Annotated in this window: 12 protein-coding genes and 2 pseudogenes; all 14 read right to left on the reverse strand. The window is 59.2% G+C overall.

Annotation, left to right across the window (positions count from 1 at the left end; translation table 11 throughout):
* Nucleotides 1–37: 37 nt before the first annotated feature.
* Nucleotides 38–1478, reverse strand: a pseudogene (gene nuoN / locus L0Z65_RS08345) (NADH-quinone oxidoreductase subunit NuoN).
* Nucleotides 1479–1491: 13 nt separating this feature from the next.
* Entirely contained in the window at nucleotides 1492–3039 is a 1548-nt protein-coding gene (locus tag L0Z65_RS08350) for an NADH-quinone oxidoreductase subunit M (protein WP_096870975.1), read from the reverse strand.
* The gene (gene nuoL, locus L0Z65_RS08355; protein WP_096870974.1) at nucleotides 3039–5168 is read right to left on the reverse strand and encodes an NADH-quinone oxidoreductase subunit L; all 2130 of its coding nucleotides are present in this window, start codon (nucleotides 5166–5168) and stop codon (nucleotides 3039–3041) included. Before nuoL ends, L0Z65_RS08350 begins: the two co-directional genes overlap by 1 nt.
* A gap of 6 nt (nucleotides 5169–5174) precedes the next feature.
* Nucleotides 5175–5480, reverse strand: a complete 306-nt coding sequence (nuoK, locus tag L0Z65_RS08360) for an NADH-quinone oxidoreductase subunit NuoK (RefSeq protein WP_014874166.1) — start codon at nucleotides 5478–5480, stop codon at nucleotides 5175–5177.
* 4 nt (nucleotides 5481–5484) lie between these two features.
* The gene (locus L0Z65_RS08365) at nucleotides 5485–6087 is read right to left on the reverse strand and encodes an NADH-quinone oxidoreductase subunit J (protein WP_096870973.1); all 603 of its coding nucleotides are present in this window, start codon (nucleotides 6085–6087) and stop codon (nucleotides 5485–5487) included.
* A complete protein-coding gene (locus L0Z65_RS08370) occupies nucleotides 6084–6503 on the reverse strand; it encodes a carboxymuconolactone decarboxylase family protein (RefSeq protein ID WP_405112318.1) in 420 nt (139 codons plus the stop codon). Before L0Z65_RS08370 ends, L0Z65_RS08365 begins: the two co-directional genes overlap by 4 nt.
* The gene (gene nuoI, locus L0Z65_RS08375; RefSeq protein WP_014879596.1) at nucleotides 6500–6994 is read right to left on the reverse strand and encodes an NADH-quinone oxidoreductase subunit NuoI; all 495 of its coding nucleotides are present in this window, start codon (nucleotides 6992–6994) and stop codon (nucleotides 6500–6502) included. Before nuoI ends, L0Z65_RS08370 begins: the two co-directional genes overlap by 4 nt.
* Before the next feature lie 3 nt (nucleotides 6995–6997).
* Complete coding sequence (gene nuoH, locus L0Z65_RS08380; protein ID WP_096870972.1) at nucleotides 6998–8035, reverse strand: NADH-quinone oxidoreductase subunit NuoH; 1038 nt, start codon at nucleotides 8033–8035, stop codon at nucleotides 6998–7000.
* Between the two features lie 6 nt (nucleotides 8036–8041).
* A complete protein-coding gene (locus L0Z65_RS08385) occupies nucleotides 8042–8428 on the reverse strand; it encodes a hypothetical protein (protein ID WP_405112322.1) in 387 nt (128 codons plus the stop codon).
* A pseudogene (gene nuoG / locus L0Z65_RS08390) lies at nucleotides 8425–10445 on the reverse strand (NADH-quinone oxidoreductase subunit NuoG). Before nuoG ends, L0Z65_RS08385 begins: the two are co-directional and overlap by 4 nt.
* Nucleotides 10446–10448: 3 nt before the next feature.
* On the reverse strand, nucleotides 10449–10853 hold the full coding sequence (locus L0Z65_RS08395) for a DUF5333 domain-containing protein (RefSeq protein WP_040178022.1): 405 nt from the start codon (nucleotides 10851–10853) through the stop codon (nucleotides 10449–10451).
* A gap of 113 nt (nucleotides 10854–10966) precedes the next feature.
* Complete coding sequence (locus tag L0Z65_RS08400; protein WP_405112325.1) at nucleotides 10967–11317, reverse strand: hypothetical protein; 351 nt, start codon at nucleotides 11315–11317, stop codon at nucleotides 10967–10969.
* 18 nt (nucleotides 11318–11335) lie between these two features.
* Nucleotides 11336–12634 (reverse strand): NADH-quinone oxidoreductase subunit NuoF, encoded by a 1299-nt coding sequence (nuoF, locus tag L0Z65_RS08405; RefSeq protein ID WP_040172812.1) that lies wholly within the window; start codon nucleotides 12632–12634, stop codon nucleotides 11336–11338.
* A 6-nt stretch (nucleotides 12635–12640) separates the two neighbouring features.
* A complete protein-coding gene (locus L0Z65_RS08410; protein WP_014874156.1) occupies nucleotides 12641–12868 on the reverse strand; it encodes a DUF5337 domain-containing protein in 228 nt (75 codons plus the stop codon).
* Between the last annotated feature and the right edge of the window lie 46 nt (nucleotides 12869–12914).

Consider the following 12914-nt stretch of genomic DNA (forward strand, 5'->3'; position numbering starts at 1 on the left):
CGCAGACCAGGCCTTTGTGTGTTCTGTGTCAGAGCGGTCAGTTGACCAGCGTGGCAGCCGCTGATGCCGCTGCACCCTCGATGCCGAACATGTTGATAATACCCAGAAGCATCACCGCAGCCGACGCCATCAGGAACCCCCAGAGGATTGGCGAACGGTTGGTCTCCAACTCCTCGCCCTCTTCACCGAAGTACATGTAGTAGACGATGCGCAGGTAGTAGAAGGCCCCGATGACAGAGGCAATCACACCAGCAACCGCCAGCCACGCAAGGCTGGCCTGATAGGCCGCGTTCAGCACGTATAGCTTGCCGAAGAACCCCAGCATCGGCGGCACGCCTGCCAGCGAGAACAACAGGATCAGCATGGCCAGCGCCTTGCCCGGCTCACGACGGGAATAGAGGTTCAGCGCGCGGATATCGGTGATTGGCTTGCCGTCTTTCTCCATCATCAGGATGAAGGCAAAGGTGCCGATGTTCATGGAGACGTAAATCGCCATATAGACCAGCAACGCCTGCACACCATAGGCCGTACCTGCTGCAAGACCCATCAACGCGTAGCCCATATGGGCAATGGAGGAATAGGCCATCAGACGTTTGATATCGCGCTGACCAATCGCGGCAACAGCGCCGACAAACATGGAAAGCAGCGACAGCAGCGCAATGACCTGGCTCCAGTCCTGCACCGCATGGCCAAAGGCATCATGCAGCACGCGCGCAAACAGACCCATTGCCGCGACCTTCGGCGCCGAGGCGAAGAAGGCTGTGACCGGTGTCGGCGCACCTTCGTAGACGTCCGGGGTCCACATGTGGAACGGCACTGCCGAGACTTTGAATGCCATGCCGGAGATCAGGAAGACCAGACCAAACAGCAGGCCGACAGACACGTCGCCGTGCTTGGCGACGGCGTAGATGCCCGCAAAATCGGTCGTACCGGCAAAGCCATAGACCAACGACGCGCCATACAGAAGCAAACCGGAGGACAGCGCGCCAAGCACGAAATACTTCAGGCCAGCTTCGGTCGATTTCACGCTGTCACGACGCAGCGATGCCACGACATAGAGCGCCAGCGACTGCAGTTCGAGGCCCATGTAAAGCGACATCAGGTTGCTGCACGGAGACCATCACCATCATGCCCACCGCGCTGAGCGCGACAAGAATGGGATATTCAAACCGAAGCATGCCCCGGCGCGACATGTAATCCTGGCCCATAACCAGAACCGCCGACGCCGATAGCAGAATGGCGACCTTGGCGAAGCGGGCGAACCCGTCATCGACGAACATGCCGTTGAACGCCTCGCGGCTACCAGACGCGCCTGTCCCGATCCAGATCGCCAGCGCCGACATCAGACCGGCCATCAGCCAGATCAGAGCCGGGGCCAGTTTGTCCTTGCCCGTGTAGACACCCACGAGGAGCGCCGCCATTGCGCTGAGCGCCAGAACAATCTCTGGCAGGATAACGGTGAGATCAGCTGGGATCATCGCCCACGCCCCCTTAGTGCGAAGCCATCTGGGTCGCCGGGGACAGATCCGCAGCGGCCAGAGATTGGTTGAAGTTAGCAATCAGCGCCTCGGTCGACGGGCTGATGATATCGGTGACAACTGCCGGATAGACGCCCAGCAGGATGGTCATCACGACAAGCGGTGCAAAGATAAACCGTTCACGCGCAGTCATATCCTTGATGGTTTTGAGGCTGCCTTTGATGAGGTCGCCAAATACCACGCGGCGATACAGCCACAGCGCATATCCCGCCGAGAAGATGACGCCGGTCGCAGCAACGGCTGCCACCCAGGTATTTTTCTGGAAGGTCCCCATCAGGGTCAGGAATTCACCGATAAAGCCAGACGTGCCCGGCAGGCCGACATTGCCCATAGTAAAGAACATGAAGACCAGCGCATAGGCAGGCATACGGATGACAAGCCCACCGTAGGCGTCGATGTCACGGGTGTGCATCCGGTCATAGATCACGCCAACACAAAGGAACAGCGCCGCCGAGATGAAGCCGTGGCTCAGCATCTGGAAGATCGCGCCGTCAATACCCTGCTGGTTCGCGGCAAAGATCCCCATCGTCACAAAACCCATATGCGCTACGGAGGAATAAGCGATCAGCTTTTTCATATCCGACTGCACCAGCGCCACAAGTGAGGTGTAGACCACCGCGATGGCGGACATCCACAGGATCACGTCGGTCATTACATCGGCGCCAACCGGGAACATCGGCAGACTGAAGCGCAGGAAGCCATAACCGCCCATCTTCAGCAGGATCGCCGCCAGGACAACAGAGCCAGCCGTCGGCGCCTGAACGTGCGCATCCGGCAGCCAGGTGTGGACGGGCCACATCGGCATTTTTACCGCGAACGATGCAAAGAAGGCCAGGAACAGCAGGGTCTGCATACCGCCAACAACATGGATGCCCAGAAGATCAAAGCTGCCCGCAGAGAAGCTATGCGTCAGCAGCTGCGCAATATCCGTGGTGCCTGCATCTGCATACATCGCGACCATCGCCACCAGCATCAGCACCGAGCCGAAGAAGGTATAGAGGAAGAATTTGAACGAAGCGTAGATCCGTTCTTTTCCACCCCAGATCCCAATGATCAGGAACATCGGGATCAGGCCTGCCTCGAAGAACAGGTAGAACAGCACCAGATCCAGCGCCATGAAGACGCCAAGCATCAGCGTCTCCAGCATTAGGAAGGCGATCATATATTCCTTCACACGCGTGCTGACGCCCCAGCTGGCCAGAATGGTCAGTGGCATCACAAATGTGGTGAGCATCACGAAGAGCACCGAAATGCCATCCACGCCCATCTTGTATTTCAGGCCAAAAATCCACTCCGCCTCTTCGACGAACTGAAAGCCCGTGTTGGAAGGGTCGAACTGAAAATAAATGCCAAGGCTGACCAGGAAGGTGATCGTGGTGGCAAAAAGCGCAACAGATTTGGCGTTGCGCTGCGCCGCCTCATCCTCGCCGCGCAGGAACAGGGCCAGAATGGCCGCCGCAAGCGCCGGGATAAAGGTGACGATAGAAAGGAGATTGTCCATCAGTGCGTTCCTCCGCCGATCGACATCCAGGTAACCAGAGCAGCAATGCCCAGCACCATCCAGAAAGCATAAGTGAAGATGTAACCCGACTGTGCGCGACCGGCGAGGCGGGTGAAGAAGGGAATGATGCCCATGGCGATACCGTTCAGGGCACCGTCAATGGTCTTGCCGTCCCCGCGCTTCCAGAAGAAGCGGCCGATCATCAGCGCTGGTTTGACAAAAATCGCATCATAAAGCTCATCGAAGTACCACTTGTTCTTGAGGAACAGATACAAAGGCTGCTGTTGCTTGGCGAGACGGCCAGGCAGGCTTGGGTTCACGATGTAGAACAGGATCGCAAGACCAAGGCCAAGCAGCATCGCGATGAACGGCGACACCTTGACCCATTTCGGGGCAGCGTGGGCGTCGTCCAGCACGGTGTTCTCGGGGCCGACGTACAGCGCGCCCTCACCCGGCTTGCCGGTGAACACATAGTGATGCTCGCCCGTGGCCGCTTCACCGTGATCATCCTTGGCTTCGCCATGGCTGTCTGCACCATGCGTATCGTCCCCATCAGCATCACCGTGGCCCTCAGCCGAAGCTTCCGCATAGGGGATGCCATAGAATTTGCCGACCTTATCGGTGTGGCCAAAGAAGCTGCTGTACCAGATCATACCGGAGAACACCGCACCAAGCGCCAGAACACCCAGCGGGATCAGCATGACCATCGGGCTTTCATGCGCGTGATCATGCGTGTGCTTGTCGCCACGTGGCTTGCCGTAGAAGGTCAGGAAAATCAGACGCCAGCTGTAGAAAGAGGTCATCGCGGCAGCCGCCACCAGCAGCCAGAACCCGTAGGAGGATCCACCGGCATATGCGCTTTCGATGATGGCGTCCTTCGACAGGAAACCAGCAAAGCCGAAATGGGTTAGCGGAATACCAACACCGGTGATGGCCAGCGTGCCGATCATCATCGCCCAGAAGGTATAGGGGATTTTCTTACGCAGGCCGCCATAGTTCATCATGTCCTGCTCGTGGTGCATCGCGTGGATCACGGAGCCCGCGCCAAGGAACAGCATCGCCTTGAAGAAGGCGTGTGTGAACAGGTGGAACATTGCAGCCGAATACATGCCAACACCTGCGGCGACGAACATATAGCCCAGCTGAGAACAGGTCGAATAGGCAATCACACGCTTGATATCGGTCTGAACCAGACCAACCGTTGCCGCGAAGAACGCCGTGGTCGCACCCAGCACGGTGATGAACGTCGTCGCCTGAGGCGCCACTTCCATCAGCGGCGACATCCGGCAAACGAGGAAGACACCCGCAGTAACCATGGTTGCGGCGTGGATCAGGGCCGACACCGGGGTCGGCCCTTCCATCGCGTCCGGCAGCCATGTGTGCAGGATCAACTGTGCCGATTTACCCATCGCACCGATGAACAGCAGGATGGCAATCAGGTTCGCGGCATTCCATTCGCCCCACAGAAAGCTCAGCTGGGTTTCAGCCAGCTGTGGCACCGCTGTGAAGATATCATCGAAGTTGATGCTGTCGGTCAGGAAGAACAGTGCAAAGATACCAAGCGAAAAGCCAAAGTCACCCACACGGTTGACGATGAACGCTTTCATCGCTGCCGCGTTGGCTGAGGGCTTGCGGTAGTAGAAGCCGATCAGCAGGTAGGAGGCAACGCCCACGCCTTCCCAGCCGAAGAACATCTGGACCAGATTGTCAGAGGTCACCAGCATCAGCATCGCAAAGGTAAAGAACGACAGATACGCAAAGAAGCGCGGCTTGTAGCTCTCGCCGTCTTTCCACTGCGGATCATGGGCCATGTAGCCGAACGAATAGAGGTGAACCAGCGAGGACACTGTGGTGATCACGATCAGCATGATCGCGGTGAGCCGGTCCAGACGGATCGCCCAGGAGGTCGACAACGACCCGCTTTCGATCCAGCGCAGGATTTCGACGGTGTAATAGCCGTTTTCATGCGCAGACGGGTCAAAAGTAAGGAAGATGATCCACGACAGAAGCGCCGACAGGAACAAAAGCCCGGTTGCGGTCCACGTCGCTGCGGTCTCACCGATGAATTTCCAGCCAAAGCCACAGATGATGGCCCCGACCAGAGGGGCAAAGAGAAGGATGGTTTCCATGACGCTTTAGCCCTTCATCACGTTGATGTCTTCCACGGCAATGGTGCCGCGGTTGCGGAAGAAGCAAACCAGGATCGCCAGGCCAATCGCGGCCTCAGCGGCGGCCACGGTCAGCACAAACAGCGTGAACACCTGCCCGACCAGATCGCCGAGGAACGACGAGAAGGCCACGAGATTGATATTCACCGCCAAGAGCATCAGTTCGATGCTCATCAGGAGAATGATGACGTTCTTGCGGTTCAGGAAGAGCCCGAAGATGCCGATGACGAACAGCGTCGCCGCGACGGTTAGATAATGCTCGAGTGTGATCATTGTCTCAAAGCCCCTGCCCCGGTTTCACATCCTTGAGTTCCATCGCAGTCGCCGGGTCACGCATCATCTGCGCGACGATGTCCTGACGTTTCACGTCCTGACGATGGCGCAGCGTCAGCACAATGGCGCCGATCATCGCTACCAACAGGATCAGGCCGGAGAGTTGGAACAGAAGGAAGTATTGATCATAGATGATGAGGCCAAGCGCCTCGGTGTTATGTTGGTCGGCGGGGATCGGCTGAGCCAGCTGCGTGGCGGCCGCCGGTGCGCTCTCCCAAACGCCAAAGGCCATCACGAACTGCATCAGGATGACCAGACCGATGAGCAGCGCCAGCGGCATGTAACGCGCCATCTCGGCCTTCAGCTCGGCAAAGTCCACATCCAGCATCATCACCACAAAGAGGAACAGCACCGCAACCGCGCCCACATAGACGATGATCAGCAGCATGGCAACAAATTCAGCCCCCAGCAGGACGAACAGCCCGGCTGAGGAAATGAAAGCCAGGATCAGCCACAGCACCGAATGCACCGGCTGACGGCTGATCACCGTGAACAGCCCGCCGGTGATGGCGCTGATGGCAAAGAGGTAAAAGGCAAAAACGCTCATGTTTCATCGTCCCCTTTGGCGTCCATGACGTCTTGCGCCAGCTCCAGCGCGCGGGTCATGGCCGGGATGCCGGCAAACACCGACATCTGTCCGATCGTTTCAACGATCTCTTGTTTCTTCGCGCCCGCCTCAAGGGCGTGGCGCACGGTCTGGCGCACGGCTGAATCTGCCTGTGCGCCCTGCATTGTCAGCCCGGCCAGCGTCAGCAACAGACGGGTTTTGGCATCCAGACCGCCCTTATTGACTGTATTGCCGAACATCATTTCCATGACGTCCTTCGGCATCGTCGGCCACAGCGCCTCAAACTCCTTGAACGCGCCGGTGGGAGAGAAGCTCTCCAACGCGGGGTTCAGGGCTTTGGCCATGTCCTGTGCCTGGGCCATCATAGCCTCAAATGGGTTTTTGGCTTCGCTCATCGGTAGGGCGCATCCAGTTCGAGGTTGCGTGCAATCTCAGCTTCCCAGCGTTCGCCATTCGAAAGCAGCTTGTCCTTGTCGTAGAACAGCTCTTCGCGGGTTTCGGTGGCGAACTCGAAATTCGGACCTTCGACAATGGCATCCACCGGGCAGGCTTCCTGACAGAAACCGCAGTAGATGCATTTGGTCATGTCGATGTCATAGCGCGTGGTGCGGCGGCTGCCGTCCTCGCGCGGTTCCGCGTCGATGGTGATCGCCTGTGCCGGGCAGACCGCCTCGCACAGTTTGCAGGCAATGCAGCGCTCCTCGCCGTTGGGGTAGCGGCGCAGCGCATGCTCACCGCGGAAGCGGGGCGACAGCGGGCCCTTCTCATGCGGGTAGTTCAGGGTTGCCTTGGGGGCAAAGAAATACTTCAGCCCCAGTTTGAAGCCGACCCAGAAATCCTGCAGCAGGAAGTATTTGGCGGCGCGGGTGTAGTCGATGTTCGCCATCAGTTAGCCTCCCACGGTCCAGCGAGCGAAGATGCCCCAGAACCAGTCAAATTTTGCAGCAAAGGATACGAAGACCACCCACGCCAGCGAGAACGGCAGGAACACTTTCCAACCCAGGCGCATCAGCTGATCGTAGCGGTAGCGGGGGGTGATCGCCTTTACCATTGCGAAGAGGAAGAAGAAGAACGCCATCTTGGCAACCATCCACAGCACACCATCGGGCAAGCCCGGGATCGGGGACAGCCAACCGCCAAAGAACAGCAGCGAGGTCAGCGCGCACATCAGGAAGATGGCGATATATTCTCCGGCCATGAACAGAAGGAAGGGCGTCGCCGAGTATTCCACCTGATAGCCCGCAACCAGTTCAGATTCCGCTTCCGGCAGGTCGAACGGCGGGCGGTTGGTTTCCGCAAGTGCCGAGATGAAGAACAAGAACACCATCGGGAAATGCGGGATCCAGTACCAGTTCAGCAGCCCCAGATCACCGTCCTGTGCGCGTACGATGTCGCCAAAGTTCATGCTGCCGGTGGAGATGATGACACCAACGATGATCAGCCCAATGGAAACCTCGTAAGAGATCATCTGCGCTGCAGAGCGCAGCGAGCCGAGGAACGGATATTTGGAGTTCGACGCCCAGCCGCCCATGATCACGCCATAAACCTCAAGCGAGGACACCGCGAAAACATAAAGAATAGCGACGTTGATATCCGAGAGCACCCACCCGTCGTTGAAAGGGATCACCGCCCAGGCGATCATCGCCAGAACAAAACTGGTCAGTGGTGCCAGAATGAAGACCGCCCGGTCGGAACCAGCCGGGATCACGACTTCCTTAACCACATATTTGAGCGCGTCCGCCACCGATTGCAGCAGGCCGTAAACGCCCACAACATTGGGGCCCCTGCGCATCTGGACAGCCGCCCAGATCTTGCGGTCCCCGTAAACGAGGAACAGAAGCGAAATCATGACAAAGGCAACAACTGCAAGCACTTGCGCCAGGATCAGTACAGCAATGCCGCCTGGGGTGTTAAAGAATTCAGCCATAGGTCCTCACACCGTGGGTATTCCGTTAGCCTCGCAATCCGCGACCACGACTTCAGCGTCGATGGTGCGCAGTCCGCGCGGGAGGGAAGGCGAGATGGTGTAGACAGCATCTGCCGTCTGAACGCCACCCTCTTGTTTCATTTTTGTGCGCACGTGACGTGCAAATCCATAACCGCGGATCAGCGCATATTGCGCCGCTGCGCATTCAGCATAATTATCCAGATCGGCGCTGTTTCTGGCACCGGTCATGGCAACGTGGAACTGCACCAGATCGCCGTCCAACAGCCGCGTTTCCACCCCTTGGTAATCGGGGGTGAACGGCGCCTGCGATGTCTGTGGGACCTGCACGCAGGCCGCCAGCAGCAAGGGCGATATGATGCCCGCCCGGATCACTCCGCAGCGATCTTCTCAGCGCCGCGCGCCTTTGCACCCGCCGACAGTTCCGCCATCAGCTGCGACGACCGCGCAATCGGGTTGGTCAGATAGAAATCCTTGACCGCCGACAGGAACGCCGCCTTGCCCATCGCCTCGACCTCAAGCGCCGGACCCTCGTTGTCCGCCACGTCGTCGATGCGGGCCAGATGCGGCACCTCTGCGACCAGCGCGGTGCGCAGTTGTGCCAGTGAGTCATAGGGAAGCTTGGCGTCCAATTCTGCGCTCAGCGCCCGCAGGATCGCCCAGTTTTCCTTCGCCTCACCCGGCGCAAAGCTCGCGCGCATAGCCAGTTGCGGGCGGCCCTCGGTGTTCACGAACAGGCCGTTTTCTTCGGTATAGGCAGCCCCGGGAAGGATGATGTCAGCGCGATGCGCTCCGCGATCCCCGTGCGAGCCCTGGTAGATCACCGTCGTGCCCGCATCGATTTCGACCTCATCCGCGCCCAGGTTGTAAATCACCTCAGCCCCGTCAATGGCCGCTTCGACGCCGCCTTCGGTGACGGCATTCACATCCATTGCGCCAACACGGGCCGCAGCGGTGTGCAGCACCATCAGCTTGCTTTCGGTCAGCGCCGCATATTTCTGCGCGTGCGCCAGCACCGCCAGACCGTCGGCCTCACGCAGGGCACCCTGTCCCACAATAACCAGCGTCTCCTTGCCAAGCGCACCTTCGGTCTCGCCATTGAGCAGCGCCTCAAGCGCTGCACGGTCGGTGCCGAGATGCGCATAGTCATAGGTGAGATCGACCGGCTGGCCGATCAGGCCGATGTTGGCGCCATTGATCCAGGCTTTGCGCAGGCGCGCGTTCAGCACCGGTGCCTCGTTGCGCGGGTCGGTACCGATCAGCATGATCGCCTTGGCGCTGTCGATGTCTTCGATGGTTGCAGTGCCAACATAGGCCGCGCGGTTGCCGATGGGCAAACGGGCCTTGTCGGTCCGACATTCCACTTTGCCGCCCTGCCCTTCGACCAGCTGCTTCAGAGCAAACGCCGCCTCAACCGGGACCAGATCCCCGATCAGACCGGCGATTTTCTTGCCCTTCATCGCTGTGGCAGCCGCCTCCAGCGCTTCCGGCCAGGTGGCGGGCTTCAACTTGCCATCAACACGCACGTAAGGACGATCAAGGCGCTGGCGGCGCAGCCCGTCCCAGACAAAGCGGGTCTTGTCGCTGATCCATTCTTCGTTCACGCCATCATGGTTGCGCGGCAGGATCCGCATCACTTCGCGGCCCTTGGTATCCACGCGGATGTTGGAGCCAAGCGCGTCCATCACGTCGATGGTCTCGGTCTTGGTCAGTTCCCACGGACGCGCGGTGAAGGCGTAGGGTTTCGACGTCAGCGCCCCAACCGGGCAAAGATCAATGATGTTGCCTTGCAGGTTCAGAATCCAACGTCTCGTTCAGATAGGAGGTGATCTCGCTGTCCTCACCCCGGCCGGTCTGGCCCATCTGGGTGATGCCTGCCACCTCGGTGGTGAAGCGGACGCAGCGGGTGCAGGAGATGCAGCGGGTCATTGCGGTGCCGACCAGCGGCCCCAGATCCAGATCATCAACCGCGCGCTTGGCTTCGCGGAAGCGTGAGAAGTCCACGCCATAGGCCATCGCCTGATCCTGAAGATCACACTCACCGCCCTGATCGCAGATCGGGCAATCCAGCGGGTGGTTGATCAGCAGGAACTCCATCACGCCTTCGCGCGCCTTTTTCACCATGGGCGAATTGGTCTTCACCTGCGGTGCCTGCCCCTCAGGGCCGGGGCGCAGATCGCGGACCTGCATGGCGCAGGACGCGGCGGGTTTCGGCGGGCCGCCAACAACCTCAACCAGGCACATGCGGCAATTGCCGAGCGATGGACAGGCGTTCGTGATAGCAGAACCGGGGAATTTCCACCCCGGCCTCTTCACAGGCCTGGATCAGGGTCATTGCCCCATCCACCTCAATCTCGGTTCCGTCAATGTTGATCTTGCGGAGGTCAGACATGGTCTATTTCGCCCTCAATAAAACGCCGATCGCGCTGTTTTTCTTGATTTCCGCACGACCAAACGCACAGAATGTTTCCGTTTTCTCATAAGAGACCCCGTTTTGAGCCAGGAAGCGTTCTCCCTTGGCCCGCATCCGGGCTTTTTCCGTGTCCGAGCCGATATAGGCGCGGATTTCACTATCCGTATAGCCGAGGGCATTGGCGCGCGCGCGCAGGCGACGCAGCTCTGTCAGCCCCTTGAAATAACGCGCAGATATGCTGTCGCAGTGGTCCGACACTTCCTTCGCCAGCGCGACCGCAAATAGCGGGTCTTCAATCTCTTGCACGTCGCGCAGAGATGGCTTCGCTGCCGCCATAGAAGGCAGTAACATCAGGCAGGTGGCACAGGTTGCAATCAGGGTTCGCATGGTTGAACGCTCCTTGGTGGGAAAGCGTTCAGCACGCGCGCAGACAGCGGCGTTATGCAATAACACCGCCGCTGGCGCATCATGCGCAGCCACAGGATATGCAGGCGTCATGCTCACGGGGTGCAGGTTCCACCATAGACCGCCGTGTCGCCATCCAATGGGACCGCGACATCCGTATCAAGCGGGTTCACCTGCCACGCGATACGCGAGGATCCGAAATTCTCGATGCAGTAGCGGGTGCCTTCGTGATGCGCAGCCAGCCGCGCGCCCTCAAGCGAACGCGGCGCCTTTGATACCGCGGTGGTAAACACCGCCAGCGTCTCTTTCTTGTTCACCGGCTTGGACTTCGCCTTGAACGGAACGCCTGCATAGGTTGGACGGTCGTTGACGATCCCGTCACACCCCGCCAGTACCCCGCCGCAGAGGGCCAGCACAGCCATGGTTTTGCTCACACTCGTGATCATCAACTGCTCCCCCGGACCTTATTCAGCCGCCATGGCGCCCATGCGCCCGGACTTCTGTGCCTTGATGCGGTCCTCAATTTCCTCGCGGAAGTTGCGGATCAGACCCTGGATTGGCCAAGCTGCCGCATCACCAAGCGCACAGATGGTGTGGCCCTCAACCTGCTTGGTCACATCCCACAGCATGTCAATCTCTTCCAGCTCGGCCTCGCCCTTCACCAGACGATCCATCACACGCATCATCCAGCCGGTGCCTTCACGGCAGGGCGTACACTGACCGCAGCTCTCGTGTTTGTAGAACTTGGACAGACGCCAGATCGCCTTGATGATGTCGGTCTGTTTGTCCATCACGATGACTGCTGCGGTGCCAAGGCCGGAGCCCAGTTCGCCGCGCAGATAGTCAAAGTCCATGATGGCGTCTTTCATCTTCTCGCCGCGTACGCAGGGAACAGAGGATCCACCGGGGATGACCGCCAGCAAGTTGTCCCAGCCGCCGCGAATGCCGCCGCAATGCTTCTCGATCAGCTCCTCAAAGGAAATGCTCATGGCCTCCTCCACAACACAGGGGTTGTTGACGTGGCCAGAAATGGCAAAGAGTTTGGTGCCCGCGTTGTTCTGACGGCCAAAGCCTGCAAACCAATCCGGGCCACGGCGCAGAATGGTCGGCACAACGGCGATGGATTCCACATTGTTCACCGTGGTCGGGCAGCCATAAAGACCGGCACCCGCCGGAAACGGCGGCTTCATACGCGGCATGCCCTTCTTGCCTTCGAGGCTTTCGATCAGGGCAGTTTCTTCGCCACAGATGTAAGCGCCCGCGCCGTGGTGCAGAAAGACGTCGAAATCCCAGCCGGATCCGGCGGCATTGCGCCCCAGCAGACCCTGGTCATAACATTCGTCAATCGCGGCCTGCAGCGCCTCGCGCTCACGGATGTATTCGCCGCGCAGGTAGATGTAGCAGGTATGCGCATTCATCGCGAAGGAGGCGATCAGCGCGCCCTCGATCAGCGTATGCGGATCATGACGCATGATCTCGCGATCTTTACAGGTGCCCGGCTCCGATTCATCGGCGTTGATGACCAGATAGGAGGGGCGACCGTCGCTCTCCTTCGGCATGAAAGACCATTTCAGGCCGGTCGGGAAGCCCGCACCACCGCGTCCGCGCAGGCCGGAATCCTTCATGTTCTGGATGATCCAGTCCCGCCCTTTTTCGATGATGCCCGCAGTGCCATCCCAATGGCCCCGCTGTTTTGCGCCCGCCAATGTGCGCTCATGCATCCCGTAAAGGTTGGTAAAGATCCGGTCCTGGTCCTTCAGCATGTCTGCCTACCTTTGGCTGTCCTGGCGCATGCGCCAGAGTTGAAAAATGTTGACCGCTGCATAGATGAAGCCTGCAAGGGCTGCGAAATCAAACAGCAGAGCGTACCGTCCGGCGAGCCCCAGTGCGGGTCCGATGAACAGTGACATCGCCAGCCAACCAAGCATGGTTGCGGCAATCACCAACGCGATGTGCCGCCCCTTTGCTGCCAGTGCTTTGTCGTGTTCTACGCTCATATGGTCCTGAATTTTGGCCCCTGCCCCGATGGGCAGCGGCGGTTAT

Source organism: Phaeobacter sp. BS52 (genome assembly GCF_045040595.1).
GTDB lineage: Bacteria > Pseudomonadota > Alphaproteobacteria > Rhodobacterales > Rhodobacteraceae > Phaeobacter > Phaeobacter piscinae.

Coding starts and splice junctions, on each gene's coding strand:
- nuoK (WP_014874166.1), bottom strand. CDS start 5,480: ATGATCACACTCGAGCATTATCTAACCGTCGCGGCGACGCTGTTCGTC.
- L0Z65_RS08365 (WP_096870973.1), bottom strand. CDS start 6,087: ATGAGCGTTTTTGCCTTTTACCTCTTTGCCATCAGCGCCATCACCGGC.
- nuoF (WP_040172812.1), bottom strand. CDS start 12,634: ATGCTGAAGGACCAGGACCGGATCTTTACCAACCTTTACGGGATGCAT.
- L0Z65_RS08400 (WP_405112325.1), bottom strand. CDS start 11,317: ATGATCACGAGTGTGAGCAAAACCATGGCTGTGCTGGCCCTCTGCGGC.
- nuoH (WP_096870972.1), bottom strand. CDS start 8,035: ATGGCTGAATTCTTTAACACCCCAGGCGGCATTGCTGTACTGATCCTG.
- L0Z65_RS08350 (WP_096870975.1), bottom strand. CDS start 3,039: ATGGACAATCTCCTTTCTATCGTCACCTTTATCCCGGCGCTTGCGGCG.
- nuoL (WP_096870974.1), bottom strand. CDS start 5,168: ATGGAAACCATCCTTCTCTTTGCCCCTCTGGTCGGGGCCATCATCTGT.
- nuoI (WP_014879596.1), bottom strand. CDS start 6,994: ATGGCGAACATCGACTACACCCGCGCCGCCAAATACTTCCTGCTGCAG.
- L0Z65_RS08395 (WP_040178022.1), bottom strand. CDS start 10,853: ATGCGAACCCTGATTGCAACCTGTGCCACCTGCCTGATGTTACTGCCT.
- L0Z65_RS08410 (WP_014874156.1), bottom strand. CDS start 12,868: ATGAGCGTAGAACACGACAAAGCACTGGCAGCAAAGGGGCGGCACATC.
- L0Z65_RS08370 (WP_405112318.1), bottom strand. CDS start 6,503: ATGAGCGAAGCCAAAAACCCATTTGAGGCTATGATGGCCCAGGCACAG.